Here is a 26,365-nt window from a genome sequence, read left to right as displayed (position 1 = left end):
AGCCGATGCCTACGCTGTCGCTGCTGGTGCTGATCCTGCTGAGCTCGCTGATTCCCGCCATTGCCAACTTCTTCATTCCCGAGTCCCGAGCTGGGTGGCGCAATAGCCTCAATCTGGTCGCCGCACTGGTAAAATCCAGCCTGGTGATCATTCTGCTGGTCGCCGTGCTGCGCGGTGAACTGTTCGAGGTACGCCTGGCACTGCTGCCGGGAATAGACTTCGTATTGCATGCGGATGCCTGGTCGCTGATGTTCATCAGCCTCTCGAGCCTTCTCTGGCTGCTCACCACCCTCTACGCCATCGGCTATCTCGCCCACTCCCACCAGCGCAGTCGATTCTTCGGCTTCTTCAGCCTGTGCGTGTTCGCTACTTCCGGCATCGCCCTGTCCGGCAACCTGATTACCTTCCTGATCTTCTATGAGCTGCTGACCCTGGCCACCTACCCGCTGGTGGTACACAAGGGCGATCCGGAATCGATTCGCGCCGGCAGGAAGTACCTGGCCTATACCCTGTTCGGCGGCACGCTCTTTCTGGCCGGGGTGGTATGGCTCACCGCCATCGCCGGGCCCATTGAATTCAGCGCCACCGGGGTGCTGTCCGGGCGAACCGATCTAGCGCCTGGGGTGCTGCAGGGGGTTTTTCTGCTATTGATCGCCGGGCTGGGGGTCAAGGCGGCGCTGGTGCCCTTGCATAGCTGGCTGCCGGTATCCATGGTGGCGCCCGCTCCGGTCAGCGCGCTGCTGCATGCGGTAGCGGTGGTCAAGGCCGGCGCCTTCGGCATCTCGCGTATCGTCTACGATGTCTACGGGGTGGAATTCGCCGCCGTCTTGGGGGTTACTACGCCGCTCGCCATCATGGCAGCAACCACGATCATCTATGGCTCTACCGTGGCGCTCTTTCAGGACGGCCTCAAGCGCCGCCTGGCCTTTTCCACCATCAGCCAGGTGTCCTATATCGCCTTGGGCACCGCCATCGCCGGCCCCATCGCCACCGTCGGCGGTATCATTCATCTGGTGCACCAGGGCCTGATGAAGATCACGCTGTTCTTCTGCGCCGGCAACCTGGACGAGACCTTGGGCATTACCAAGGTCAGCCAGATGAACGGCGTCGGGCGACGCATGCCCTGGACCATGACGGCGTTTTCCGTTGCCGCTCTAGGTATGATCGGCGTGCCGCCCCTGGCCGGCTTCGTCTCCAAATGGTATATCGGCTTTGGCGCCGTGGAGAGCGGCGCCTACTGGGTCATTCCCGTGCTGGTGGGCAGCAGCCTGTTGAACGCTGCCTACTTCCTGCCGATTCTTTATGCGGCCTGGTTCAAGGCGCCGGATTCTGATCAAACCTTCGCACCGCGAGCCGGCCGCCTCGAAACCCACTGGATGCTGCTGTTGCCGCCGCTTCTTACCGCGGGGCTATCCCTGGCGGCAGGAATATTCGCGAAATCCTCTTTCAGCCCGCTGGAATGGGGCAAGCTGATCGCCGCCCGGGAATACGATCTGGTGGCCATCGCCGAGCTATCGTTTACCCAGTTCCAGTGGTGGATCGTCGCCAGTCTACTGCTGCCGCTTGCCCTCGCCTTGACGGCGCTGATCAAGCGGCTGAACACCGGCACGCTTCGTCTGCTGCCCTGGGCGACGCTGCCGGCGCTGGGCCTGGCACTATTGCCTGTCGATACCGCCAATATCGTTTCCTGGCTGTTTCTGGGCAGCGTGCTGCAGGTTGACGAGCTCGCCCGGCCGTTCCTGCTGTTTACCGCCTTGCTATGGCTGACCTGTGGCATCTATGCCCGCGGCTATCTGCGGGAGGATCCTGATCGAGGCCGCTTCGCGAGCTTCTTTTTGCTGGCGATGGCCGGCAACTTCGGACTGATCCTCGCCGCGGACCTATCGAGTTTCATCGTCTTCTTCACGCTGATGAGCCTGGCAAGCTACGGGCTCGTGGTGCATCGCGGCGATGCCCGGTCCCGCCAGGCCGGGCGCGTCTATATTCGTCTGGTGATCGTCGGCGAGATGTGTCTGTATGCCGCTCTGGTGGTGGTTGCCACCGAGTCCGTCAGCCTGAGCATCACCACAATGGCGGCCAGCCTCGACAATCCCTGGTCGATGACCCTGCTGATGATCGGCTTCGGCATCAAGGCCGGCCTGTTGCCGCTGCATGTCTGGCTTCCCTTGGCCCATCCGGTGGCGCCGGCGCCGGCCAGCGCGGTACTCAGCGGCGCCATGGTGGCCGCGGGCCTGCTGGGCTGGCTGCGCTTTCTGCCCCTGGGTCTGCCGGGCTGGGAAGCCTGGGGTATCCTGCTGACCTTCGCGGGACTGCTGGCGGTCTTCTACGGCGCCCTGGTCGGCGTCCTGCAGCGGGAAGCCAAGGTAGTGCTCGCCTATTCCACCATCAGCCAGATGGGGCTGATGACCAGCGGCGTTGGCATGATGCTGTGGCGACCGGAACTGGCCCCTCTGCTGATTCCCGCCCTGGCGCTCTACGCCCTGCATCACGGCCTGGCCAAGGGCGCTCTGTTCCTGGCCACCGCCGTGACGCCTTCCGTCGCCAATACCGGTCCGGTCAAATGGATCGCCCTGACGGGGCTTCTGATTCCCCCCCTGGCCATCGTCGGCGCACCGCTGACCAGCGGCGCCCTGGCCAAGGCGGCGCTCAAGACGCCGGTTGTCGGTAGTGAAATCGCCTACCTGCTGCCTTTGTTAATCTTGGGAGCAACAGCCAGCACCCTGTTGATGGTTCGCTTGCTTATACTGGTCTGGCCGGGTACGGAGACTCGTCCTGCGGCCAATGCCCCCATGTGGCTGGGCTGGTCCCTCAGCGTCGCCTTGGTACTCGTCGTTCCCTGGTGGCTGCCCGGGTTCGACGCCGCCACCGAGAAGGCGCTGGCCTGGGGGAATGTTTGGTCGCAAAGCTGGCCGATTGTGCTTGGGATCGTCTTGATGTTGGCTGCCTATCGGATGCGCAACCGGTTCGAGCGATGGTCTATCCCCAGCGGCGATATCCTGATTCCTCTGGCGCGGCTGACAAGCAGGGCCACTCGAGGGGGCGGCGCATGGAAAGCAGCACATGACTCGCCCATCGAACGCCTTGTCAGCTTGCCAAGGCAAACTCGACTAGCCTTGGCGCGGCTTGGACGAAACGGCTTCAATAGCGTGGAGCGCAGTGGCCAACAGCTTGCCGGCCTCGGCTTCGGTGCGGTACTGCTGGGACTCTTGCTCACCATGTTCCGCTAGCCGGGCAAGACTCGGCTTGAACAGCCGGGATGCGATAAGCTAGGCGTTTGCTACTACAGGGAACGCCCGCCTTGTCTTCACCCCACGCCCACCTTTACGCCGCCGCCGGCACCAGCGGATTAAGCGGTTTCTTCAGCTTCTTTCGCTACAGCCGCCGCGCCCTGGCGCTGGTTTGGGACACCTCTCGCGGCCTGACCATTGGCCTTGCGCTATGTACTTTGGTGGCGGGCGTACTGCCCGCGGTGGCGGCCTGGGTCGGCAAACTGATCGTCGATGCGGTGGTGGCGGCCATGGCGCTGCATGCGGAAGCGGATCAGGCGCTGTCTTTTGCCAGCACCTGGCCGGTACTGCGTTACGTGGCCTTCGAAGCTCTGGTGATCGCGCTGATCGCCCTGGCCCAGCGCGGGCTTTCCGCCCAGCAGTCGCTGCTGCGGGCGCTGCTCGGCCAGAAGGTCAACGTGATGATTCTGGAGAAGGCCGGCACTTTGTCCCTTGCCCAGTTCGAGGATTCGGAATTCTACGACAAGCTGACCCGAGCCCGACGGGAGGCCTCGACCCGCCCCCTGTCACTGGTCAACAAGACCTTCGGCCTGCTGCAGAACGCCATCTCGCTGGCGAGCTTCGCGGTGCTGCTGGTGCAGTTCTCGCCCTGGGCGCTGCTTATTCTGCTGATCGGCGCGCTGCCGGTGTTCGTTTCCGAAGCCAAGTTCTCCGGCGATGCCTTTCGCCTGTTTCGCTGGCGTTCCCCTCAGACCCGCATGCAGATGTATCTGGAAACCGTGCTGGCCCGGGAGGACAGCATCAAGGAGGTCAAGCTGTTCGGCCTGGGGCCGCTGTTCCTCCAGCGCTATCGCGATATCTTCGATACGCTTTATGCGGAGGACCGGCGCCTGACGATCCGTCGAGACGTCTGGGGCTTTCTGCTCGGCCTCCTGGGCACCCTGGCCTTCTACGGCGCCTACGCCTGGGTGGTGATCGCGACCATCGGCGGGCGTCTGACCCTGGGCGAGATGACCATGTACCTGATGGTGTTCAAGCAAGGACAGGCGGCGCTCTCGGCGAGCCTTACCGCCATCGGCGGCATGTACGAGGACAATCTCTACCTGTCCAATCTCTACGAGTACCTGGAGCAGCCGGTAGACCCTTCCACCGGCACACTGACTCAAGGCGCGTCCCCCGGCGACGGTATCCGCTTCGAGCGGGTGAGCTTTACCTATCCCGGCACTCGGGAACCGGTGCTTCAAGAGATCGACCTGCACCTGCGCCCCGGCGAAAGCCTGGCGCTGGTAGGCCAGAACGGCTCCGGCAAGACCACCCTGATCAAACTGCTGACGCGACTCTACGACCCGAGCGAGGGCCGCATCCTGCTGGATGGCAGCGACCTTCGGGAATGGGACGACACCATTCTGCGCCGACGCATCGGCGTGATCTTTCAGGATTTCGAGCGCTACCAGCTGCCGGTAGGAGAAAACCTCGGCGTCGGCGACGTGGACGCCTTCACGGATACCGAGCGTTGGGAAACCGCCGCCCGCCGAGGCACGGCGGATGCCTTCATCGAGCGCCTCGAGCATGGCTATCACACCCAGCTGGGGCGCTGGTTCGAGAACGGCCAGGAGCTTTCCGGCGGCCAGTGGCAGAAGGTTGCCTTGAGTCGCGCCTACATGCGCGAGCAGGCGGATATCCTGGTGCTGGACGAACCCACCGCCGCCATGGACGCCGCCGCGGAAGCCCAGGTGTTCGAGCAGTTTCGTCGCCATGCCAAAAAACGCATGACGATCCTGATCTCCCACCGCTTCTCCACGGTACGCGCCGCGGACCAGATCCTGGTGATCGACAACGGCCGCATCATCGAGCGCGGCACCCACGAAAGCCTGCTGACCGAGAATGGCCGCTATGCCCAGCTGTTTCGTCTGCAGGCGGCGGGGTATAAGTAAGTTCTCCCGTACCATGTCCATCATGCCATCAAGTTTTCACAAGGGCGCGATGCTACAGTGACAAAGGATTTATCCCGGCGGCAATTGATTTCTGCAAAGCACGACGAACCAAAGGACGCATCATGACTATTTCCGTAGGCGACAGGATTCCCGACGTCAGCATCAAGACCAATGGCGCCAAGGGGCCTGAAGACATCTCCACCGGTGAGCTGTTCGCCGGCAAGCGCGTGGTGCTGTTCGCGGTGCCCGGCGCCTTTACCCCCGGCTGCTCCAATACCCATATGCCCGGCTTCGTGATCAACGCGGATGATATTCTCGCCAAGGGCGTGGATACCATCGCCTGCCTGGCGGTCAACGATGCCTTCGTGTTGGACGCCTGGCAGAAGAATCAGAACGCTCAGAGGATCACCATGCTGGCGGATGGCAACGCGGAATTCACCAGGGCACTGGGCCTGGAGCTGGACGCCACCGGCGGTGGCATGGGCATTCGCAGCAAGCGCTTCGCGCTGATCGCCAACGACGGTGTGGTGGAATATCTTGGCGTCGATGCCAAGGGCGTGGAGAAAAGCAGCGCCGAAACGGTACTGGGGCAACTCTGAACCTACTTGCTGCAGCATGAAAAGTCGGCTGGCTTGATCAGCCGGCCTTTTTCTAACGCTTTCTAGCGTTTATCAGTCAATTATCGTATTCCCTTCCCGCCGCCCAACCGCTCTATCTTGACGTCGGTCAAACTGTGACAACTTGTCGCATGACCATGCATATTCAAACAGCTATTCTACAAATAGATTATAAATTTATAAACTGATAAGGAATAGCTATGAAAAAGACACTATCCACGCTGCTGCTGGCTTCCACCATTGCTCTTTCCGTAACCGTTTCACCGATCTTGGCCCAGGAGGAGGCAGCCGCCTATCGTGAAACCCAGCTCGGTCTTTATGTAACGGCCAAGGAAGCCTACGAGCTGATGCAGGACAACGAACGGGCCGTGCTGGTGGACGTGCGCGATCCCGTCGAGATCAAGTTTACCGGCTTCGCCGAGCCCACGGATATTCACGTGCCTTGGGTACTGGCGGACCGCAGCAGCTTCGATGAGGAATCCCGGTCCTGGCCGATGGTCAAGAACGAGGCGTTCGAAAAACAGATCAAGGCAAAACTGGAGGCCTTGGACGTCGCCAAGGACGATCCCGTCATCGTGATGTGCCGCTCCGGCTCCACCCGCAGCGCGCCGGCGGCGGATGTGATCACCGAGATGGGTTACAGTGACGTCTATTCGGTCACCGACGGCTTCGAGGGAGGCAAGCTCGAGGAAGGCGACTCGAAAGGAGTGCGAGCGGTAAGCGGCTGGCGCAACGCCGGCCTGCCATGGAGCTATCAGGTCGATCCCGACGTGGCCTGGCAGGCGGACGAGTGATGGCTCAATACTTTTTTACGCGAGGAGATAAATGACGCTCGATTATGGAGGTTTTCACCATGTCTCATCCAATCGTGACTCACTTCTTCGACGAGCCGACCAATACGTTCAGCTACGTGGTGCGGGATCCTGACAGCAACGCCTGCGCCATTCTCGATTCGGTACTCGATTTCGACTATGCCGCCGGTCGCACCGACGTCCACTCCGCGGATGAAATCATCGCTTTCGTGGAGCGGGAGGGACTGGCGGTCGAGTGGATTCTCGAGACCCACGTCCATGCGGACCACCTCTCCGCCGCGCCTTATCTGCATGAGAAACTGGGAGGCAAGACGGGAATTGGCGCCCGGATCACCGTCGTCCAGGAAGTGTTCGGCAAGGCGTTCAATGCCGGCACTGAATTCGCTCGTGACGGCAGCCAGTTCGATCGTCTCTTCGAGGAAGGGGATACTTTTGCCATCGGCAACCTGGAAGGCCGGGTGCTGCATACGCCCGGCCATACTCCCGCCTGCCTGACCTATGTGATCGGCGATGCGGCCTTTGTCGGCGATACTCTGTTCATGCCCGACTATGGTACCGCCCGCTGCGATTTTCCCGGCGGTGATGCGAGCACCCTTTACCGCTCCATTCAGAAGGTGCTGACGCTGCCCGACAAGACACGCCTGTTTTTGTGCCACGACTACAAGGCGCCGGATCGCGAGACGTTCCAGCATGAAACCACTGTGGAAGAGCAGCGTCGCCATAACGTGCATGTCCATGAGGGCATCAGCGAGGAGGAATTCGTGAAGATGCGCACCGAGCGCGATGCCACCCTTGACATGCCCCGGCTGATCCTGCCTTCGGTACAGGTCAACATGCGCGCCGGCCATATGCCGCCGTCGGAGGATAACGGCCAGATTTATCTGAAAGTACCGATCAACAGGTTTTGATCTCTCCACTATTAGCGATATCCGAAGAAAAGTATCGATTCCTTGAGCAAGCCATGACTGCGGCGTTAGGCTGTTCTCGAGGTAGATTGTCGAGTTGGATCGAATGGATATTCGACGACCTTTGGATTTTCGATAATTGAAGGAGCAAACCATGGAAGATCGCGTACTACTTATTACCGGCGCGTCCAGCGGCATCGGCGCCGCCACCGCCCGGGCCGCCGCCGAAAAAGGCTACCAGCTGGTGCTGGCGGCGCGCAGCGTCGATAAGCTCGAAGCGCTCGCCGAGGAAATCGGCACTGACAAAGTATTTACGGTGAGCTGCGACGTGACCTCGATGGAGGACCAGCAGGCCATGGTGGAGCAGGCGCTGGAACGCTTCGGTCGTCTGGACGCGGTCTTTGCCAACGCCGGACGCGGCGGCTCCCCCGGTGGGTTCAGCGGAGCGGATCACGAGCAGTGGAAGGATATGCTACTGACCAACGTCTACGGCGTCGGTCTGACCCTGCAAGCGACATTGCCCGCCCTCAAGGATAGCCAAGGGCATGTGCTGCTCACCGGTTCCGCCGCGGGTCGCGCCACCATTCCCGGCTCCATGTACGGCGCTAGCAAGTGGGCGGTGACCGGCATCGGCTACAACCTGCGAGAAGAGCTGCGTGGCACGGGAATTCGCGTCACCCTGATCGAGCCCGGCATGGTGGATACGCCTTTCTTCGACGAATCCCCGTCCCATGCCTTGAAGGATGAAGACATCGCCAACGCGGTGATCTACGCCTTAAGCCAGCCCGTCCATGTGGATGTCAACGAAATTCTGGTGCGCCCAACGCCGGCCAAGGAATAAGCATCCGATAAATCATGACGTTTCACCGTAACCCACGAAACGCTTCCACCATATGGCCTCGGAGCTGATCTGCTCTCCCAGCGCTTTTTGTATGAGCATTCCAGTGGCGCTCGATACGCGCGTCGGTGTCTTCGCCCCGGGGCGCAAGTTGTAGCAGGGCGAACGGCGGCGATCTGCGGAGTGGCCAAAACATCGGGTTCAAGTTTCGACGACGAGCGTGCAAGACGACTACACTCTATTTTTCATCAGGAGGACGCCGATATGTCGAAGGCCGAGGAATGTCGAGGCAGCTGTCTTTGTGGTGCGGTGAGCTTGACCGTCAACATTTCCGATCATCAGGTGGGCGTCTGCCATTGCAGCATCTGCCGCCGGTGGGGGGGCGGGCCCTTTTTCGCCGTCGAGGCCGGCAGGCAAGTCCAGATCGAGGGCGAGGAAAATATCACCACCTATGCTTCTTCTGACTGGGCGAAGCGCGGCTTTTGCCGCCATTGCGGGACCCACCTCTTTTATCGTCTCAACGACGAGGACGCTTATGTCCTGCCCGTGGGCTTGATCGACAACGGCCAGCCCTGGGATTTAGCCTTGGAAATATTCACCGACGAGAAACCGGATTTCTATGACTTTTCCAACGCGACCCGTCAGATGACGGGGCGAGAGGTTTTCGAGGCCGGCAACGGCAAATCCTCGTGACTTACAACAGCCACTCGATCGGCAATTTCGCCGTGATATAGACTCCAATACGCTTCCAGATGCTGGTGTTGGGTTCGGTATCAAAGCGCTCCAGCTTGCCATTTTGCTGGGCGAGCCAGTACAGGTCGCCATCTTGCGAAAGCTTTACCAGGTAGGCATTTTTCGGCACGTTGGTTTCGAATGTCTGGCTGACTCGCTTGGCCAGCTCCGGGCTTTCGATAACAAAACCCAGTTCGGTATTGAGCTTTGCCGAGCGAGGATCGAAGTTGAAGGAGCCGACGAAGAGTCGCTCATCGTCCACAGCGAAGGTCTTGGCGTGCAGGCTGGCGGCGGAGCTGCCGAAAGGACCGGTATTCTGAGTGGCGTCCGCCTGAGCTGAGGCGCCGCGTATTTCATATAGGGTGATGCCCGCTTTGAGTAGCGTTTTACGGCGCTTGGCATAGCCGGCATGCACCGGTATTACGTCCGTGGCCTCAAGCGAGTTGGTAAGCACCTTGATATCCACCCCCTTTTGTGCCAGTTCCACCAGCGCCTCGGCGCCGACCTTGGTGGGCACGAAATAGGCGGAGACCAGCTCCAGTTCGGTTTGTGCCTCGCCGATGACCGGATTCAGTCGATAGGTTAACAACGCCTCGTTCGACGCCTCGCCAACCCCCTTGGCAGGGTCGTCGCTGATCAGTCGCGTCTCTGCCCACTCCAGCGCCAAACGGCCCTGTATCAATCCCTTGATTGTCTCGGAATTCCTGAGAGCTTCAATATAGGCCCTCGCATCTTCATCATTATTGATCTTGTTGACGGCTTCACTGAGTTCGCGACCGTCCGCCGATCCTGAACCCTTCAGAATATCACCCAGCGGATAGGAAGAACGACTCGCCCAGTAACGGTCGAAATCCTGGGAGACCTCATTCACCACGGGTCCCACTGCCAGCACGTCCAGATCCGCGAACATGGTATTTTCACTGGCGCCGAAATACTCATCGGCGATATTGCGTCCGCCGACGATGGTGGCCGCGTTGTCGGCGGTGAAGGATTTATTGTGCATACGCCGATTGGCGCGAGAAAAATGCAGAATGAAATCCAGCGGGCGGAACGATCGATGCACGAAGGGATTGAACAGCCGCACCTCGATATTGGCATGGGAATCCAAGGCCAGCAGCAGCGGGTCGAGCCCGGCGGTATTCATGTCATCGAGTAATAAGCGTACCCTGACGCCACGTTTTGCCGCATCGAACAATGCCTGAAACAGCAAGGTTCCCGTGATATCGTCCTGCCAGATGTAATACTGCACATCCAGAGTACGTTCCGCGGCTTGCGCCAGCAGTGTCCGTGCGGCAAAGGCCTTTCGTGGATTCGACAGGGCCAGAATACCGCTTTCACCGGGATGTTCCTTCGCCCGTGGAGAGATGGCTTGTCCCAGGGTGGTCTCACTGGCCTCGGCTTCGCTCAAGGCGCCGGTCTGGCTGCGCCCCTCCAGGGAGGGCAGCGATTGGCAGCCGCCAAGCAACCCCAGGCTGATGCCGAACATCAACCCCCATGCGTTCTTTGAACCGGATAATTTCATCGCCAAACAACATCTCGAGGTAAAAAAGTCCAAGAAGTTTACTCGTCTGACCAGCGGGTGTCGCCGGTCATCAGGACAATCAACCGTGGAAGGAAATGCTTCATGAGCCAAGCGAAAGGACTCAATCTCGCCCTTCAGGGCGGCGGCGCACACGGCGCTTTTACCTGGGGCGTGCTCGATTATCTGCTGGAAAGCCCGCTGGTCTATATCGAGGGTATCAGTGGCACCAGCGCCGGCGCCATGAACGCGGTCATTGCCGCGGACGGCCTGCTCGAAGGCAGCGAGGACAAGGCGCGAGACGCGCTGAACGGCTTCTGGCATTCGATAAGCCGGGCGGCGATGCTCAGCCCCATCAGGCGTACGCCTCTGGACATGTGGATGGGCAACTGGAGCCTCGACTACTCGCCGGGTTATCTGGGCTTCGATCTACTGTCGCGATTTTTTTCGCCTTATCAACTCAACCCGCTGGATATCAATCCGCTGCGCGACCTGCTCGAGGCGCATGTGGATTTCGAGCGGGTTCGCCAGTGCCCCTATCTCAAGCTGTTCGTCTCCGCCACTAACGTGCGCTCCGGCAAGCAGCGTACCTTTCGGCGCGAAGAAATGAGTTGCGACGCGGTAATGGCGTCCGCCTGTCTGCCGTTCATCTACAAGGCGGTGGAAATCGACGGGGAGGCCTACTGGGATGGCGGCTACATGGGCAATCCGTCGATTTTCCCCTTGATGGAAGAATGCGACTCACGGGATATCGTGCTGGTGCAGATCAACCCGGTCTATCGTGACAAGGTGCCCAGGACCGCGGCGGAAATCTCCAATCGCCTGAACGAGATCACCTTCAATGCGCCCTTGATCAAGGAAATACGCAGTGTGGCGATGCTCAAGAATCTGATCGACGATCGGGATCTGAATATCCGTTGTTACCGGGATACCCACCTGCATCGCATCGACGGTCAGCATATCCTGGATAACCTGTCCATTTCGAGCAAGCTGAACGCGGAATGGGCGTTTCTACAGCGCCTTAAGGAGCGCGGACGCGAGGCGGCGGAGCGCTGGCTCAAGGAAAATCTCGAGGCGGTGGGAGATCGCTCCACCCTGGATATCGATGACGTCTATTTGTAATGGACGGCTTTTTTGACAGATAGCTTTCGTTGATTGACAGCGTTGCCATGGCGGGGTCATCTTCCTCGTGAACCGGTCAAAAGAGGAATCGCCGCCATTCCATGACGCGAACGCCGGCAGCGAGCGAAGCTGATGACATGATGTCGTTATTCATCGCGAAACGTTTTGCCGCCGGGGTCTATATCGCCGAGATCTCAAGGAGTGCCCGCGCCAATGGTACGACTCGACAAGAAAGCTACCCGGCTTTACGTGCTGGATACCAACGTTCTCATTCACGACCCAAGCGCGCTCTATCAATTCGAGGAGCACGATGTGGTCATCCCCATGACGGTTCTCGAAGAGCTCGACAAACACAAGAACGGCATTCGCGAAATCGCTCGCACCGCCCGTCAGGTCAGCCGCACGCTTTCCGATCTGACCAACAAGATTAGTTTTGCCGACATCCAGCAGGGCATTCCTCTCCCCGGGGTCGGCGACAGCAGCGGCCGGCTGCGATTTTTGTGCTACCAGGATCTCACCCCCCTGGACAACCTGGAGGATAGCCCGGACAACCGCCTGCTCGCGGAAACCTGTCGGCTGCGCGCGGAACGACCGGATGCCTCGGTTATTTTGGTCACCAAGGACATCAACCTGCGCATCAAGGCGACCGCCCTTGAAATCCCCGTCGAGGATTATCTCAACGATCGAGTATTCAGCGACAGCGACACCATGCTCGAAGGCGTCAAGATCTATCCGGACGCCGGTGAACGCGGCCAGGATCTTTGGGAAACCTTGAATGTCGATATCACCGTCACCCGGGGGGATCATCATACCTACTATCATCTCGAGGGTGCGCCGCCGACGGACTGGCATCTGGGCATGCTGATTTCCGACAGCGAAAACGGCGCCCATTTCGAAGCCATCGTCGAGGCCCTGACGCCCCAGGGCGCGCGGCTCAGATTACTGACCAACTACCGCCATCACGCCGGGGTCTGGAGCGTACACGCTAACGACAGCCGCCAGAACTTTGCCCTCAATCTATTGATGGATCCTCAGATCGATCTGGTCACCCTCGCCGGCAGCGCCGGTACCGGCAAGACCTTCATGACCCTGGCCGCCGCCTTTCAGCAGACCCTGGATGCCAAGCAGTTCGAGCGCATCGTCTTCACCCGGGCACCGATCCCCTTGGGCGAGGATATCGGCTTCCTGCCCGGCACCGAGGAAGAGAAGATGTCGCCCTGGATGGGCGCCTTTCACGACAACATGGATAACCTGCTGCGGGACGAGCACGACGGCACCTCCAGCTGGAGCGAGGAAGCCACCCGCTCGCTGATCGGCTCTCGGGTGCAGATTCGCTCGCCGACCTTCATGCGCGGTCGTACCCTGAACGACACCTTCCTGATCATCGACGAGGCGCAGAATTTCACTCCAAAACAGCTCAAGTCCCTGTTGACCCGAGCCGGGCGCAATACCAAGATCGTCTGCCTGGGCAACGTGGGCCAGATCGACACGCCCTACCTTACCGCCAATACCTGTGGCATGGCCGCCGCGGTGCAGGGCTTTCGCGACTGGCCCCACGCGGGCCACATCACGCTAAAGGGCATCGAGCGCTCGCGCCTGGCGCTGGCCGCGGAGGAGCTTTTATAGAAGAATCCTGGAAAACTTGCTCAGGTAAAGAGCCTCTCTCCATTCATCGACGCCCGTCGACCGATATCGCGTCGATGGTGCGAAAGCCACTGCTCGGTTCGCTCGCGGCCAAGGTCGCGCAGCTGGGTGAGAAAGCCAGCGGTAGCGTTGAGCTTGCTGATGCCATTGATACTGGAAAGCTCGTCCGCATCGATAAGATGAAAACGCAGACGCATGAGTTTGCGTTCCAGGCGTCCGTAAGGCAGCCATCGCGAGGCGGACCCTTTTATATAGCTACGCGCCTGGGTAATCGTGCGCATTTCGCGCAGGAAGCTGGTGGAGAAATTCAATTCCATGCTGCGCGCAGCGATTTCCCGGGAGCTGCGGGGCACGCTTTCTCGTATCAGAGGGTCCAGCAATATCAGCAGGATGTCCGGTGTCTTGCATTCGTATATCAGTGGATAGACCGCCGGGTTGGCGACATAACCCCCATCCCAATAAGCCTCGCCGTCGATTTCCACCGCCTGTTGCAGCGTGGGCAGGCAGGCCGACGCCAACAGCGCGTTTTCGCCGAGTTCTGCGTTGTGAAACAGGCGTATCTTGCCGGTACGTACATTGGTGGCGGCGATGAACAGCTTGAAGGGGCAGGCGGACTGCAGACGTCCGAAATCGAACTGCTCGCGCATGATATCCCGCAGAGGATTCAACTCCAGCGGATTGAGCTGATACGGTGAGAGTAGACGTGTAAGCGCCAGCATCATATTCATGGACGCCGGCATGGCGCCATTACCGTTCGGGTCAAGGCTGTGCAGCACGTCCATTTGAAAAGGCACGCGATTCGCCACCGCTTGCCAGAAAGCCGACAAGGATTCACGCGCTCCTTCCGCACCGCCATCCATCCAGCCCTGGGCAAGCGCCACCGCGTTCATGGCGCCGGCGCTGGTACCGCTGATGCCATCGATTTGCAAGCCGTCTTCCAGCAGCCTATCCAGCACGCCCCAGGTATAGGCGCCGTGGGCGCCGCCGCCCTGAAGCGCCAGGCTGATTCTAGGAGCCGCTCGCCGCTCCCCTATCTTGAGTTTTTGCCACATAGCCAATCTCCGCGTCGGATCGTGGTTGCGGGCCCGGCATTCTCAGTCGAACATACTGGGCTCGTTATGTTGCAACGCAACACGATACGCGGAAATCTTCTACGCCAAAAGTCGTATAACAGCGACAGTCAAAAATTCAAAACCCGGATCAGGCCATCAATCCACGTTGGGCTCGTCGCTCTTGCGATTTTCGACTTCCTCGATCAGCTTTTCCTTTTCGCTGCGCGAATCCTTGTCGAGCATTTCCTCCGCTTCCCAATACAGGCAACGATAGGTATTACAGGACGCGCAGAACACCTTGTCGTCCGGATTATGTACCTGGGAAGCTCGCACGCGATGGCTTCCACACTGCGGACAGGGCTCGGGAAGACGAAAGTCCTCGGATAGATCAGCCATGGCATTTTCCTTTGCAATGAAAGATGAAATTCACGGATTTTAGTGTCGATCCTCGCTGCGGCAAGTGCAAGTGCTCTCAGACAGGCAGCTCGCGCTTGAATACGACACTCAGATTATTGGCGGGCATTTCCACCAGACGCTCCAACGCGAGACCATGCTTGGCGGCAAGCTCGATCACTTCCTCCAGATCACGAACGCCCCACCGGGGGTTTTGCTCACGCAGGCTGGCATCGAAGGCGGCGTTGCTTTCGCTGGTATGCTGGCCGTCTCGTCTGAAGGGGCCGTAAAGGTAGAACACTCCACCCTCGGGCAAGCGCGCGCCCGCTTCCTGAAACAGCGCCTTGGCGACCTCCCAAGGGGCGATATGAATCAGGTTGATGCATACCAGCGCGACGAAATCTTCCACCGGCCAAGGGCGCAGCCGAGCGTCCAGGGCGATCGGCTCGCGCAGGTTGACCGGCGCATCCGCATGAAACAGGGTCTCCCGCCAGGCGGCGATGGAATTCAGGGCGCTACCGCTGGTATCGCTGGGCTGCCAGTGCAGGGTTGGCATGGCCTTGGCGAAGTGCAAGGCGTGCTCGCCGCTGCCGCTGGCGATTTCAAGCACCACGCCTCGCGGCGGCAAGACCTCTCGCAGCACCTCGAGAATCGGCTCGCGGTTGCGGGCCGCGGCAGGGCTCGTCAGGCGTCGTTCGGACGTATTCATGCATCAGCCTTTTTTCAGTCGTTCGCTCAGCCAGCGGGAAATATCGTTGACCTGGGCCGGACATAGCGCGTGCTGCATGGGATAGCGACGATAATTCACCGTATAGCCCATGGCGCGAACGCGCTCGACCCCTGCCCGCCCCAGGCGCTCCGGAACGACCGGATCGAAATCGCCGTGATGGACTTCGATGACGATATCGCGATTGGCTCGGCTGGGTTCGATGCTGTCCGCGGTGGCGAAATAGGTGGACAGCGCCAGCAGTCCGCCTAGCGGCTTCGGATAGGTCAGCGCCGTGTGATAGGCCACCGCCCCGCCCTGGGAAAAGCCCGCCAGGATGATCCGCCGGCTATCGATGCCGATGTCGATCTGCGCATCTATATAGCCCTTGATGCGCTGAGCGGAAATACGCAGCTGTTGTTCGTCGATCTTGCGCCCCAGGTCCATGTCGAGAATGTCGTACCAGGCGGGCATGCGCATGCCGCCATTGATGGTTACCGGTTGACGGGTCGCATGGGGCAGGATGAAACGCACGGCGCTGTCGCCGGGCAGGTTCAAGGTCGGCACGAACAGCTCGAAATCATGACCGGTGGCCCCCAGGCCGTGCAGCAGGATGACGCAGGCATCCGCAGCTTTGCCACCGCGAGGCTCGATCACCAACTCCGTGGATGTACTCATTGCGAAAACTCCTTGTAAGTCAATGTCCGAAGGGTATCGCACTCACATCATTCAAGCGAATACCTCACACCACCCAGGCGAATACGGAGCGTTGAACGAATTTAGCGACCAGCGCTAGGACTTCTGTGACTGGGTAACGTCGGCTGCGTGGTCGGCGCGCTCGATGCGCTGCCGGTAGTGCTTGGCGAGTATCGCGCCGACGATGATCTGGATCTGGTTGTAGCACATGATCGGCAGCACGATCATGCCGAAGCCGGGGTGCCCGGCGAACAGCACTTTCGCCATGGGAAGCCCCGAGGCCAGGCTCTTCTTCGAGCCGCAGAACACCGCCGCCGCCTCGTCTTCCAGGTTGAAGCCGGCCCGTGAGGACGCCAGGCTGGCAATGCCCATCACCAGCGCCAGCAGCAGCGTGCACAGCAGGATGGCCAGGATGATGGCGAATATCGGCAGCTTCTGCCATAGCCCGCTGGCAACGGACGTCGAGAAGGCGGAATAGACGATCAAGAGAATCACCCCCTGATCGTAACGCCCCAGCCAGGTCTTGTTGCGATCCATGAAGCCTGCCACCCAAGGGCGGATCAGCTGCCCGACGGCAAACGGCAGCAGCAGCTGGAAGATGATGTCCCGCAGGGCGTCCGCCACCGCGAAGCCCCCTTCGCCGGCGGTACTTACCAGCAGCATCAGTAGAAAGGGCGTCAGCATCATGCCGAACACATTGGACGCCGCGGCGCTGCATACCGCCGCCGGCACGTTGCCCCGGGCCATGGCGGTAAAGGCGATGGACGAGGATACCGCGGAAGGCAGCACCCCCAGATACAGGAAACCCAGCGCCAGGTCCTCCGGAATCCAGCGCGGCGCCAGGGCGGAAACCGGCACCACCAATAGCGGAAAAACCAGGAAGGTCAGCGAAACGATCAACAGATGCAGCCGCCAATGGGCAGCCCCGGCCACTACCTCCTGACGGGACAGCGCCGCCCCGTGCAGGAAGAAGAGGATGGCCACCGCCAGGGTCGAGGCCTGGCCCAGCACCGTCGCGAGAGCGCCCTTCGCGGGCCATAGCGAGGCAATCAGGATTGCCCCCAGCAGAATCAATGTAAACGGATCGATTTTCAGGCGCATGGCCGGCTCCGACAACCCCGCGCCGAGCGCGGACCTCGAACATGGCGATGAAGAGTTAGGCCCTGGTAATGTACTTGAGAATCTCGACGACCTGATCGGTGCTGGTGGCCCAGGCCTGCGCCGCCGCGTCCACTTCCTTGAGCGGGTGCACGATCTCCTCCCCGTGCAGGGTCACGTAGGGCTTGTCCAGGGCCGCGCAGTAGCCGGCGTCGAAGGCGGCGTTCCACTGCTTGTACTTGTCGCCGAAGCGCACCACCACCAGGTCCGCCATCTCGATCAGCGTCTTGGTACGGATGGCATTGACCTTGGCGGACTTGTGATCGCGCCAGAACTGGCTGCTTTCCTCGCCGAGATGATCCCCCGCCGCGTCGCTGGCATCATGGTCGGTCACCGCGGAGGTAAACTCGATATCCAGGCCGGCCTCCTTGGCCCCTCGCTTGATCTCGTCGCGCCAGTCGGTATGGATTTCCCCGGAAAGATACACGCTGAAGCTCATGAAATTCTCCTGATGATAAAAAACGTCATGGACAAAAAGCCGGCCCCGAGCCAGCAGGATACTGTCTAGGATAGCCTAGATCATGCTGTATACAAAAACGGCCCGTATCGAGAACACACAGGAATGACCCCGAGAGTATTTTTTATGTCGCTGAATACCACCCACCTCAATCAGTCGCTGACCCATTTCGATCATCACTCGAGCTTCTGGCTATTCGGCTACGGATCGCTGATCTGGAAGGCGGGATTTCCCTATCTGGAATGTCGTCCGGCCCATATCCGTGGCTGGATACGCCGCTTCTGGCAGGGCTCTCATGATCATCGCGGCACGCCCGAATCGCCCGGACGCGTCGCCACCCTGATTCCCGAAGCGCAAGCGATCTGCCACGGCATGGCCTACCGCATCACGCCGGAAACCTTGGCGCCGCTGGATGTGCGGGAAAAAAACGGCTATCTGCGGGAGGTCACCACCCTGCACTTCGATGACGGTGGCAGCGCGGAAGGACTGACCTACATCGCCACCCGGGACAACGCCGCTTTTCTCGGCCCCGCTCCCCTTGAGAACATCGCTCGGCAGATTGCCTTGGCTCGCGGCCCCAGCGGCCCCAACCCGGACTATCTGCTGAACCTGGCGGACGCCCTGCGGCGGCTGGGCCACCGGGACGAGCACGTCTTTGCCCTGGAACGCATGCTGACGTCATTGCTGAAGGAGCAGGCCCCTCCGACTGATCCTTGACGTTTCCCCGTATCACTTCGATAGTTTGAAGCGATAGGTCCTTACAACAGCAAGAAAGCCAGGAACGCCACCACTCATGTATACTTCAACCCCGCAGCAACTCGTGCAAGGCCTTTATCTCTCGCTTCTCGGCCGGGCGGCGGACCCGGCGGGGCTGCACTACTGGGTCGACGAGCTGGCGAACTCCTCTCTCGATGTGCTGAGCGAGCGTTTCGTCAACTCCCGGGAGTTTCAGGATAACTTCGGCGACAAGACGCCGGAGGAATTCGTGCGCCTTCAGTATTACAACCTGTTCGATCGCAACCCGGACAAGGCGGGGCTGGATTTCTGGACCGCCCAGCTCGAGACCGGCGCCCTCGACAGAGACGACCTGCCTGGGGCCATTCTCGACGGTGCCTCCGAGTCGGATCAGGAAGCCTATCGCGCCAAGTTGTCCATCGCCGATTACTACACGAGCCAGGTTCCCCAGGAGCGTTACGACCCGGAGCAGCCGCTGACCTACCCCTGGCTGCACAGCAACGCGGAGCTCTACGCGGATCTCAACCGTCTCGATGAGCGCTACGATACCCTCGATCTCGAGCAGGTGGGCGCCTCCCTGGAAGGCAACCCCCTGTACCGGGCGGAGGTTGGCCACGGGGACAAGACGGTGATGATCGTCACACAGCAGCACGGTGACGAGCCGCTGGGCACCGAGGCGTCGCTGTACCTGCTCGATTTTCTTGCCGGCGACAGCGAGGCCGCTCGGGAGATTCGCGAGGAAGTCACGGTGGTGGTGATGCCGCGAGTCAATCCGGACGGTTTTGCCCGCTGGGAGCGCCAGGTGGGCGGCGAACAGGACGTGCTGGACCCCAGACGCAACGAGGCGAACGTCGACCTCAACCGCAGCTACGACCCGGAAGCGGGCTTCGACCCGGAGCAGGCGCCGGAAGCCGCAGCGGTATTTCGCGTGCTGGAGGAATACCAGCCGGATCTGCTGCTGGATTACCACAACCAGAACAACTATCGCGACGCGGAAGGCGACCTAGACACCATGTCGATCAGGTGGGCCACCAACGAGGCGGTCGACCCGCAAGTCAGCGCAGACGGCCAGCGTGCGGCCCTGGCCATCGCGGAAGCGCTCGAGGACTACGATCACGACCAGCTGACGCTCTTTCCCGGTAGCGACAATCCGGCCATCGCCCGCAATGGTCTGGCCCTGGAGGGCACGCCTACCCTGCTGATCGAACAGCGCGGCCTGCAGGAAATGGATGAACTCGCCCAAGGACTCGATCTGGATTACAGCGCCCTGGCCAGCGCCTTGACCCTGGAAGGTCTGATCAGCATGAAAGGGGTGATCGGCGCCGTGGCCGACGACTCCTTCGAGGACTACGATCCGCAGCTGGCGGCGCGGATCCCCGAGCGCTCCGAGCGCATCCAGTTCGCGGATCTCTACGGCGACGACGCCTACACCACCCCGGAGACCTCGCCGACGATACCCGCGGAGGAAGCGGCACTGGTCGGCGTCGCCACGGCTCAGGAGGACTTGATCGCTTAACCGCTTGATCGCTTGCAGAGTGATCGTCAGGTATCGCGGATGGAGCCGCTTCGCAGCGTGATGCGCTCCAGCAGTGTCATGGTATCCATCAACACCTGGGTATCGAGTTCACCGACCGCCGCCTTCAGGGCGGCCCGATCCCGCAGGTATTGACTGACCACCTCGACAAAGCTGATGCGCTGATCGAAGAGCTCCGCACGACCGTCGAGCACGTCGACCAGATCACGCAGGCCAAGCTGTCGGCCCTTTTCCGCCGCTTCGAGGTATAGCCGGCTGGATTCAATGGAACGTTTCAGGGATTCCAGCTGGCGGAAATCGCCGCGAATGTTGCGTAGCCGGCGCTTGACCTCCTGGCGTGCCAGTCGCCGCTGGTTGGCCAACGCTTCCCGACTCGCCAGCATGCCGAGTTCTCCCTGGCGCACGTTGGCACTGGTATAGCCGCCCTGATAGATCGGCACGTCCAGCTCGACGCTGGCCCGGGCATCTCGGGCTTCCCGGAAGGGATCGTTGGAATCACGATCGCTGTAGGACAGATTGAGATTGACTTCCGGATAGTGGCCGGTGCGTCGTACGTCCACATCCGCCTCGGCAAGCTGACACTGCTCCTGGGCCAGGCGAACCTGGAGGTTGTTGTCCGCCTCCTCCAGCCAGACCTCCGGCGCCTCGAGCGCCGTTTCAACCTCGACCTCATCAAGCCTGCCCAGTTGAAAATCGCCGAAGACCGGAAGTTCGCCGGTCAGCCGCTCCAGATTGCTCAACGCATCCGCCAGCTCGTTTTCCGCATTGACCAGATCCGCATCGGTCTGATCGAGACGCGAACGCGCCTCCAGCAGATTGATGCGATCCCCCACCCCCAGCTCGAAGGCGCGCTGGGCCTGGCGGCTCTGCAGCTCCAGCGCCTCGCGCTTGGCATTCAGCAGCCGAATCTTGCTCGACGCCAGATAGGCCTCGAGATAGGCATCCACCACGGCCAGCGCCAGATCCCGCTCCGCCAGGGACAGACCCAGCGCCGCCACGTCGGTTTGCGCCTTGGCGACGTCCACGCCCCGCCAACGCTCCAGGCTGAACAGCGGCTGAGACAGACTTACCCCATAGACGGCGTCGTTGGTGCGACCCTCGTAGCGGGTTTCATTGTCCGGATCCGCGAAATCGTTGCCCGGATCGTAGTCCGGATTATCCGTGTAGTAATTGTCGGAATGCTGATAGAGATAGGCCGCGCTGGCGCTGACCCGAGGCTTGAGTTTCGCCCAGGCCTTGGGTAACTCCTGCTGGGTCGCCTCGAGCTCATAGCGCTGGCGGGAAAGATCGCTGTCGTTTCGCAGCGCCAGAGCAAACAGCCCCGGCAGCGACGGCAGCGGCGACGTTTTCGCCAGGCTGGCTTCCTCGTCCGGCCTGGCCTCTTGTGCCAGAAGCGGTAGCGAGACGAGCAGCGCGCCCAAGGCCGCAGCGGGAATCCAGCGCCTCATCATTCTTCCCTCATCGCCCGGGCCAGCATATCGGTGATCGGCTTGGCCACATAGCTGGCGAAGGTGCGCTCCCCGGTCTTGATCATGACTTCCGCGGGCATCCCGGCGAGCAGCTGCATGTTTTCCGTCATGTCTCGCCGCCCCTGCTCGGTCACCTTGATACGCGCCTTGTAGTAGGAGGCGCCGGTGGCTTCGTCCTCGAAGGTATCCGCGCTGACCTGGGCGACCTCGCCCTCGATCACGTTGGTCAGACGCTGATTGAAGGCGCTGAAGCGAATCTCCGCGTACTGACCGGGATAGATATGGTCGACATCTTGATTGGGCACCCGGGCCTCCACCACGAAATTATCCCCGGAAGGCACGATTTCCATGATCGGGTCGCCGGGGCGAATCACCGCGCCGAGGGTATGCACCTTGAGCCCCACCACGGTCCCCGCCACCGGCGCGGTCAGAGTGGTGCGGGCCACCTGATCCTTTAGCGCCACTAGCCGCTCCTCCGCGTCGGCGATGTTCCCCTGGGCTTCCCGCAGCTGCTCGCCGATCTCCTTTTGGGTCTCCTGAAGCTGCACCTGTTTCTTGACCTTGCTTTCGCTGATGCGGGATTTCAGGCTGGCGATCTCGGCGCGATACCGGGCGCTTTCCCCCTTGTACTGCAGAATCTGACGCTCCAGCTCCCGCAGGCGCTGATTGTCCCCCAGCCCCTCCTTGAACAGGGCGCGGTAGTCGCTGGCCTCGCCGCCAAGCGAGGCGCGATTGGCATCGTTGATCTCGATCTGCTCTTTTAGCCCCTTGATCTGCTGGCGCATCTGGGCGATCTGCTCGTCCAGAGCGCTGAGCGTGCCGCTGAGCGCCTGACGCCGTGCCTGAAACAGGGCGCGCTGCACCGCCAGCACTTCCTTGACCCGCTGCGCGTCGCTAGCGAGCAGCTCCTCCGGAAAGGCAAGCGTCTCGCTGTCTGACTGTTCCGCCAGCAGACGCGCCTCCGCGGCTCGATTGATCAGATACCGGGAGCGGGCGATGGCAAGCTGGGACCGCGACTGGGTCTTGTCGAGTACCAACAGCGTCTCCCCGGCCTCCACGTGATCGCCGTCACGCACCTTGATTTCCTTGACGATGCCGCCTTCCAGATGCTGAAGCGTCTTCTTGAAGGACTCGACGGACACCGCTCCCGGCGCCACCACCGCCACCGCCAGGTCCGCGGTCATCGCCCAACCGCCGAAACCACCGAAGGCCACCAATAGAATGGCGAATCCCAGGCGACGATAGCGCCTGTCCGAGATGGGCAGTTCCGCCCGAGTCGCTTTCTCGGCGCTACCCGTCAGGGTTTCTTGGTATGCCTTCGACGCTTCGGAGTCCGAGGAAACGATAGCTCGGCTGGGCGTCTGTCTGATTTTATCGCTCATTGGCCTTGCTCCCGGGCGTACGCATTGCCTTCGCTATGCGCCGGATCAGGCGCCACGGCCAAACGGCTTGTTTTGGACTTGGCCGCAGCGCCGCTATTCGCTATCGCTTGAGCCTGTCCCGCGGGCTTGGCCAGTTGTGCCAGCACTTGATCGCGAGGGCCGTACATGGTGACCTGACCGTCCTTGAGCACCAGCAGTCGATCGACCTGCTTGAGCACGCTGCGCCGGTGGCTGATCACGAACAGAGTGGTGCCCTCCGCCTTGAGTTGCGCCAGAGCACGAATCAGTGCCCGCTCACCGACATCGTCGAGATTGGAATTGGGTTCGTCCAGCACCACCAGCACCGGATTACCGTAGAGCGCCCGGGCCAGCCCGACCCGCTGACGCTGGCCGCCGGAAAGCGCGCCGCTGGTGGCGCTGATGACGGTGTCGTAACCATTGGGTAGCTGCAGGATCATCTCGTGCACCCCCGCTTTCCTGGCCGCCGCAACCACCTCGGTCGCATCCACCTCGCCGAAACGGGCGATGTTCTCGCTGATCGTACCGTCGAAAAGCTCGATGTCCTGGGGGAGATAGCCGATGTAAGGCCCCAGCTCGTCCCGGTTCCATTGGGTGATGTCCGCCCCGTCAAGACGCACCGTGCCCACCTGAGATGGCCAGATGCCCAGCAGCACCCGCGCCAGGGTGGATTTTCCCGCGGCGCTGGGGCCGATGATGCCCACGTGCTCGCCCTTGGCCACGTTGAAATTGATACCGCGAATAGTCGCCATGCGTCCCCCGGGAGGGGCGGCGGCAACGGCTTCGATGGCCACGTTGCCTTCCGGCGCGGGCAGGGACATGCGCCGACGGGTTGGGGACACCTGCTCGAAAAGCTCCTCGAGACGCTGATGTGCGCTCCTGGCGCCGACGAACCCTTTCCAGCTGCCGATCATCTGATCGATGGGCGCCAGGGCCCGTCCCATCAGAATGGAACCGGCGATCATCATGCCCGGGGTCAGACTGCCCTCCAGCACCAGCAGCGCCCCTAACCCGAGGATCAAGGACTGGAAGAGCAGGCGCAGCGTCTTGGATGCATTGGTCAGGGCGCCGGCCCGATCGCTGGCCCGGGATTGCTTGGCGAGAAACTCGTGGTGCCTGGCACTCCAGCGCCCCATGATACCCGGCAGCATGCCCATGGCATGCAGCACCTCGGAATTACGCAGATTCGAGTTGGCCAGATTCTGGGCGGCGATATGATCGCTGCTCGCCTCCGCCAACAGGCCCTTGGTGGATTTCTCGTTGGCGACGGCCAGGCACAGCAGAATGACCCCCGCGGCGGTGGCGAACATTCCCAGCCACGGATGGAAGAGAAACAGCACCGCCAGATAGACCGGCACCCAGGGCGCATCGAAGAAGGCAAACAGACCGTTGCCGGTCAAAAACTGGCGCAGGTTGGTGAGATCGCTCAGGGGCTGGGCGGTCTGCTGGCCCTGGACCAGCACGCTGCGTCGAAACATGGCGCCATAGAGTCGCTTGCTGATCAGGGTATCGAGGCGGTTGCCCACTCGGATCAGAATGCGCGAGCGAACCAGCTCGAGCCCGCCCATTACCGCGAACAGGAAGACCACTATCAGGGTCAGCATCAGCAGGGTCTCTTCGCTTCGGGTGGTGATAACCCGGTCGTAGACCTGCAGCATGTAAAGCGGTGGTACCAGCATCAGCAGATTGATGAACATGCTGAAGAAACCCACCGAGATGAAGGAACCCTTGCAGGCGCCCAAGGCGTGCCGGAGATCTGACTGCTCTTTTTTCTTGGCCATGCAGACGAGCACTCTTGAGGGGGGAAAGAATCGCGACTTAGAAAGAAGAAGCGCAGCAGGAGGATTTTCATGCCGAGGCTACAACAAAAAACTCTTTCGTGTAGTGCTCGGTTACCTTATTATAATATAAGTTACAATTTTGAATGAAAATGAGTCTCATTTGTTACTTTTACCGGGCAGCGCACGGCTTTGTTCCATTCATTTTCCTGGGCTAAGCCTGGCTTTACGTCTTGGTGATGGGCTTTTTCACGCTTAAGCCATGCTAGAAGATCCCAAGAAAAAGAAAGCGATTCTTTTCAGCGAATAATTTTATTCATTATCAGAAAACGGATAAATGATATTTAGATAAACAAGTGTATTTAAATTAAAAATTCGGATATTTGTTAAAAACAAGAAAGTTAGATCTTTAAACCTATCAAAGGATTAGTTTAGTATCAGCGTTACTAGACAATCATGTTGCGCATCTCCGCGGCAAGTGTGAAATTAGAGATAAGGAAACAGTGTTCTGCGTGATCCAGCCCTCAAGAATTTTAAAAAAGTATCGATAGTCGGTACCAGCATATTCCTCATCACAAGTGGATTCTTGTTGTGATTTACTCAAGATAAAATGTCTTTACGAAACACTTACGCTGTTGATTGCCCAGTCAAGCCAACACGGTTGGATCGAATGGAATCGTTATGAGAAAGGAAAGCATCCTGATCACCGGGGGCGCCGGCTTTATCGGCAGCCATACCGTGGAACAGTTATTGGAAGAAGGACATGCGGTGCGGGTGCTGGACAACTTTTCCAGCGGCAAGCGCAGCAACCTTCCCGATCATCCACGCCTCGAGATTCACGAAGGCGATATATGCAGACGCGACGACGTCCGAGCCGCCATGCAGGATATCGATCGCTGTCTGCATCTGGCCGCTCAAGTATCCGTGGCGTTTTCCCTGGAACACCCGGATCTGTCCGCGGTGCAGAACATCAACGGCACCGTGAACGTCATGCACGCCGCCCGGATCCATGGAATCAAGCGCCTGGTCTTTGCCTCCTCCGCAGCGATCTATGGTGTTCCACAGCAGCTGCCGCTGACGGAAGACAGTGCAGTCGCGCCGCTTTCCCCCTATGGTCTGGAAAAGTCGGTCAACGAACAATACGCCATGCTGATGACCCAGTTGCACGACATGCCGATGCTGGGTCTGCGTTATTTCAACATCTATGGTCCCAGGCAGGATCCCAAATCCCCCTATGCCGGCGTGATCAGCCTTTTCGTGGATCGGCTTACCGCCGGCCAGGCGCCGCAAATCTATGGCGACGGCCAGCAGACCCGAGATTTCGTCTTCGTCAAGGATATCGCTCGCGCCAACAGCGCGGCCCTGTTTTCCACGCATCGCGGCGTTTGCAACGTCGCTACCGGTGGGCGGGTTTCCCTACTGGAATTGCTAGACAACCTGCAGAAGCTGCTCGGCACTTCCCTGCAGGCGGAGTTTCTGGCCGCCCGGGCCGGCGACATCCAGCATTCCCAGGGGTGTCCGCAAAGGCTTGGAGAGTGGCTGAACCTGATTCCGCGCTGGTCGCTGGACGATGGCTTGAGAGAACTACTGCAGGCCCGGCCTTCGACTCACGATTCAAACGCCATTTGAGTGCATTT

22 protein-coding genes are annotated in these 26,365 nt (G+C 60.4%); 12 read left to right on the top strand and 10 right to left on the bottom strand.

Annotated features, from left to right (window positions below):
• The first annotated feature begins 5 nt into the window (after positions 1–5).
• From FGL86_RS09690 to FGL86_RS09660, 7 genes are all read left to right on the top strand, one after another.
• Positions 6–3,227, top strand: coding sequence for a proton-conducting transporter transmembrane domain-containing protein (locus tag FGL86_RS09690; protein ID WP_147184371.1), 3,222 nt, complete (start codon positions 6–8; stop codon positions 3,225–3,227).
• A 71-nt stretch (positions 3,228–3,298) separates the two neighbouring features.
• Positions 3,299–5,161, top strand: coding sequence for an ABC transporter ATP-binding protein (locus FGL86_RS09685; protein ID WP_147184370.1), 1,863 nt, complete (start codon positions 3,299–3,301; stop codon positions 5,159–5,161).
• 122 nt (positions 5,162–5,283) lie between these two features.
• On the top strand, positions 5,284–5,760 hold the full coding sequence (locus FGL86_RS09680) for a peroxiredoxin (protein ID WP_147184369.1): 477 nt from the start codon (positions 5,284–5,286) through the stop codon (positions 5,758–5,760).
• Positions 5,761–5,978: 218 nt separating this feature from the next.
• The gene (locus tag FGL86_RS09675) at positions 5,979–6,572 is read left to right on the top strand and encodes a rhodanese-like domain-containing protein (RefSeq protein WP_147184368.1); all 594 of its coding nucleotides are present in this window, start codon (positions 5,979–5,981) and stop codon (positions 6,570–6,572) included.
• 59 nt (positions 6,573–6,631) lie between these two features.
• The gene (locus tag FGL86_RS09670) at positions 6,632–7,498 is read left to right on the top strand and encodes an MBL fold metallo-hydrolase (protein ID WP_147184367.1); all 867 of its coding nucleotides are present in this window, start codon (positions 6,632–6,634) and stop codon (positions 7,496–7,498) included.
• 151 nt (positions 7,499–7,649) lie between these two features.
• Positions 7,650–8,336 (top strand): SDR family oxidoreductase, encoded by a 687-nt coding sequence (locus FGL86_RS09665; RefSeq protein ID WP_147184366.1) that lies wholly within the window; start codon positions 7,650–7,652, stop codon positions 8,334–8,336.
• 261 nt (positions 8,337–8,597) lie between these two features.
• Entirely contained in the window at positions 8,598–9,026 is a 429-nt protein-coding gene (locus FGL86_RS09660) for a GFA family protein (RefSeq protein ID WP_147184365.1), read from the top strand.
• A gap of 1 nt (position 9,027) precedes the next feature.
• Here FGL86_RS09660 and FGL86_RS09655 read toward each other — a convergent pair whose 3' ends face one another.
• On the bottom strand, positions 9,028–10,551 hold the full coding sequence (locus tag FGL86_RS09655; RefSeq protein ID WP_186764371.1) for a phospholipase D family protein: 1,524 nt from the start codon (positions 10,549–10,551) through the stop codon (positions 9,028–9,030).
• Positions 10,552–10,689: 138 nt separating this feature from the next.
• Between FGL86_RS09655 and FGL86_RS09650 the strand changes: the two genes are divergently transcribed.
• Both FGL86_RS09650 and FGL86_RS09645 read left to right on the top strand, forming a co-directional pair.
• Entirely contained in the window at positions 10,690–11,706 is a 1,017-nt protein-coding gene (locus FGL86_RS09650; protein ID WP_147184364.1) for a patatin-like phospholipase family protein, read from the top strand.
• A 213-nt stretch (positions 11,707–11,919) separates the two neighbouring features.
• Entirely contained in the window at positions 11,920–13,332 is a 1,413-nt protein-coding gene (locus FGL86_RS09645; RefSeq protein ID WP_147184363.1) for a PhoH family protein, read from the top strand.
• A gap of 20 nt (positions 13,333–13,352) precedes the next feature.
• Here the strand turns inward: FGL86_RS09645 and FGL86_RS09640 are convergent, their stop codons facing one another.
• The 6 genes from FGL86_RS09640 to FGL86_RS09615 form a co-directional block, all read right to left on the bottom strand.
• Complete coding sequence (locus tag FGL86_RS09640) at positions 13,353–14,402, bottom strand: patatin-like phospholipase family protein (RefSeq protein WP_147184362.1); 1,050 nt, start codon at positions 14,400–14,402, stop codon at positions 13,353–13,355.
• 156 nt (positions 14,403–14,558) lie between these two features.
• On the bottom strand, positions 14,559–14,798 hold the full coding sequence (locus FGL86_RS09635) for a hypothetical protein (RefSeq protein ID WP_147184361.1): 240 nt from the start codon (positions 14,796–14,798) through the stop codon (positions 14,559–14,561).
• Between the two features lie 76 nt (positions 14,799–14,874).
• Positions 14,875–15,504: a DUF938 domain-containing protein gene (locus FGL86_RS09630; RefSeq protein WP_147184360.1), complete on the bottom strand. Its 630-nt coding sequence runs from the start codon at positions 15,502–15,504 to the stop codon at positions 14,875–14,877.
• A gap of 3 nt (positions 15,505–15,507) precedes the next feature.
• Positions 15,508–16,179, bottom strand: coding sequence for an alpha/beta hydrolase (locus FGL86_RS09625; RefSeq protein ID WP_147184359.1), 672 nt, complete (start codon positions 16,177–16,179; stop codon positions 15,508–15,510).
• 114 nt (positions 16,180–16,293) lie between these two features.
• Positions 16,294–17,298 (bottom strand): bile acid:sodium symporter family protein, encoded by a 1,005-nt coding sequence (locus FGL86_RS09620; RefSeq protein ID WP_147184358.1) that lies wholly within the window; start codon positions 17,296–17,298, stop codon positions 16,294–16,296.
• A gap of 55 nt (positions 17,299–17,353) precedes the next feature.
• On the bottom strand, positions 17,354–17,794 hold the full coding sequence (locus tag FGL86_RS09615) for a YtoQ family protein (RefSeq protein ID WP_147184357.1): 441 nt from the start codon (positions 17,792–17,794) through the stop codon (positions 17,354–17,356).
• A gap of 144 nt (positions 17,795–17,938) precedes the next feature.
• Here FGL86_RS09615 and FGL86_RS09610 point away from each other — a divergent pair, with 144 nt between their 5' ends.
• Together FGL86_RS09610 and FGL86_RS09605 are read left to right on the top strand one after the other, a co-directional pair.
• The gene (locus tag FGL86_RS09610; protein ID WP_147184356.1) at positions 17,939–18,529 is read left to right on the top strand and encodes a gamma-glutamylcyclotransferase; all 591 of its coding nucleotides are present in this window, start codon (positions 17,939–17,941) and stop codon (positions 18,527–18,529) included.
• Between the two features lie 76 nt (positions 18,530–18,605).
• A complete protein-coding gene (locus tag FGL86_RS09605; protein ID WP_147184355.1) occupies positions 18,606–20,063 on the top strand; it encodes a DUF4214 domain-containing protein in 1,458 nt (485 codons plus the stop codon).
• 26 nt (positions 20,064–20,089) lie between these two features.
• Here FGL86_RS09605 and FGL86_RS09600 read toward each other — a convergent pair whose 3' ends face one another.
• Genes FGL86_RS09600 through FGL86_RS09590 form a run of 3 tightly spaced genes read right to left on the bottom strand, consistent with a single transcriptional unit; the run spans position 20,090 to position 24,731 of the window.
• Complete coding sequence (locus FGL86_RS09600; protein WP_147184354.1) at positions 20,090–21,532, bottom strand: TolC family outer membrane protein; 1,443 nt, start codon at positions 21,530–21,532, stop codon at positions 20,090–20,092.
• A complete protein-coding gene (locus tag FGL86_RS09595) occupies positions 21,529–22,932 on the bottom strand; it encodes an HlyD family type I secretion periplasmic adaptor subunit (protein WP_147184353.1) in 1,404 nt (467 codons plus the stop codon). Before FGL86_RS09595 ends, FGL86_RS09600 begins: the two co-directional genes overlap by 4 nt.
• Positions 22,929–24,731: a type I secretion system permease/ATPase gene (locus FGL86_RS09590; RefSeq protein WP_147184352.1), complete on the bottom strand. Its 1,803-nt coding sequence runs from the start codon at positions 24,729–24,731 to the stop codon at positions 22,929–22,931. The genes FGL86_RS09595 and FGL86_RS09590 overlap by 4 nt, the downstream gene beginning before the upstream one ends.
• A 678-nt stretch (positions 24,732–25,409) precedes the next feature.
• Between FGL86_RS09590 and FGL86_RS09585 the strand changes: the two genes are divergently transcribed.
• On the top strand, positions 25,410–26,357 hold the full coding sequence (locus FGL86_RS09585; RefSeq protein WP_186764370.1) for an NAD-dependent epimerase/dehydratase family protein: 948 nt from the start codon (positions 25,410–25,412) through the stop codon (positions 26,355–26,357).
• Positions 26,358–26,365 lie beyond the last annotated feature (8 nt).

The organism is Pistricoccus aurantiacus, assembly GCF_007954585.1.
Taxonomy (GTDB): Bacteria; Pseudomonadota; Gammaproteobacteria; order Pseudomonadales; family Halomonadaceae; genus Pistricoccus; species Pistricoccus aurantiacus.
The sequence above is the reverse complement of the archived record's forward strand: the minus strand, read 5'-3'. Positions and strand labels throughout refer to the sequence as shown.

Coding starts and splice junctions, on each gene's coding strand:
- FGL86_RS09690 (WP_147184371.1), top strand. CDS start 6: ATGCCTACGCTGTCGCTGCTGGTGCTGATCCTGCTGAGCTCGCTGATT.
- FGL86_RS09680 (WP_147184369.1), top strand. CDS start 5,284: ATGACTATTTCCGTAGGCGACAGGATTCCCGACGTCAGCATCAAGACC.
- FGL86_RS09675 (WP_147184368.1), top strand. CDS start 5,979: ATGAAAAAGACACTATCCACGCTGCTGCTGGCTTCCACCATTGCTCTT.
- FGL86_RS09670 (WP_147184367.1), top strand. CDS start 6,632: ATGTCTCATCCAATCGTGACTCACTTCTTCGACGAGCCGACCAATACG.
- FGL86_RS09665 (WP_147184366.1), top strand. CDS start 7,650: ATGGAAGATCGCGTACTACTTATTACCGGCGCGTCCAGCGGCATCGGC.
- FGL86_RS09660 (WP_147184365.1), top strand. CDS start 8,598: ATGTCGAAGGCCGAGGAATGTCGAGGCAGCTGTCTTTGTGGTGCGGTG.
- FGL86_RS09655 (WP_186764371.1), bottom strand. CDS start 10,551: ATGTTCGGCATCAGCCTGGGGTTGCTTGGCGGCTGCCAATCGCTGCCC.
- FGL86_RS09650 (WP_147184364.1), top strand. CDS start 10,690: ATGAGCCAAGCGAAAGGACTCAATCTCGCCCTTCAGGGCGGCGGCGCA.
- FGL86_RS09645 (WP_147184363.1), top strand. CDS start 11,920: ATGGTACGACTCGACAAGAAAGCTACCCGGCTTTACGTGCTGGATACC.
- FGL86_RS09640 (WP_147184362.1), bottom strand. CDS start 14,402: ATGTGGCAAAAACTCAAGATAGGGGAGCGGCGAGCGGCTCCTAGAATC.
- FGL86_RS09635 (WP_147184361.1), bottom strand. CDS start 14,798: ATGGCTGATCTATCCGAGGACTTTCGTCTTCCCGAGCCCTGTCCGCAG.
- FGL86_RS09630 (WP_147184360.1), bottom strand. CDS start 15,504: ATGAATACGTCCGAACGACGCCTGACGAGCCCTGCCGCGGCCCGCAAC.
- FGL86_RS09625 (WP_147184359.1), bottom strand. CDS start 16,179: ATGAGTACATCCACGGAGTTGGTGATCGAGCCTCGCGGTGGCAAAGCT.
- FGL86_RS09620 (WP_147184358.1), bottom strand. CDS start 17,298: ATGCGCCTGAAAATCGATCCGTTTACATTGATTCTGCTGGGGGCAATC.
- FGL86_RS09615 (WP_147184357.1), bottom strand. CDS start 17,794: ATGAGCTTCAGCGTGTATCTTTCCGGGGAAATCCATACCGACTGGCGC.
- FGL86_RS09610 (WP_147184356.1), top strand. CDS start 17,939: ATGTCGCTGAATACCACCCACCTCAATCAGTCGCTGACCCATTTCGAT.
- FGL86_RS09605 (WP_147184355.1), top strand. CDS start 18,606: ATGTATACTTCAACCCCGCAGCAACTCGTGCAAGGCCTTTATCTCTCG.
- FGL86_RS09600 (WP_147184354.1), bottom strand. CDS start 21,532: ATGATGAGGCGCTGGATTCCCGCTGCGGCCTTGGGCGCGCTGCTCGTC.
- FGL86_RS09595 (WP_147184353.1), bottom strand. CDS start 22,932: ATGAGCGATAAAATCAGACAGACGCCCAGCCGAGCTATCGTTTCCTCG.
- FGL86_RS09590 (WP_147184352.1), bottom strand. CDS start 24,731: ATGGCCAAGAAAAAAGAGCAGTCAGATCTCCGGCACGCCTTGGGCGCC.
- FGL86_RS09585 (WP_186764370.1), top strand. CDS start 25,410: ATGAGAAAGGAAAGCATCCTGATCACCGGGGGCGCCGGCTTTATCGGC.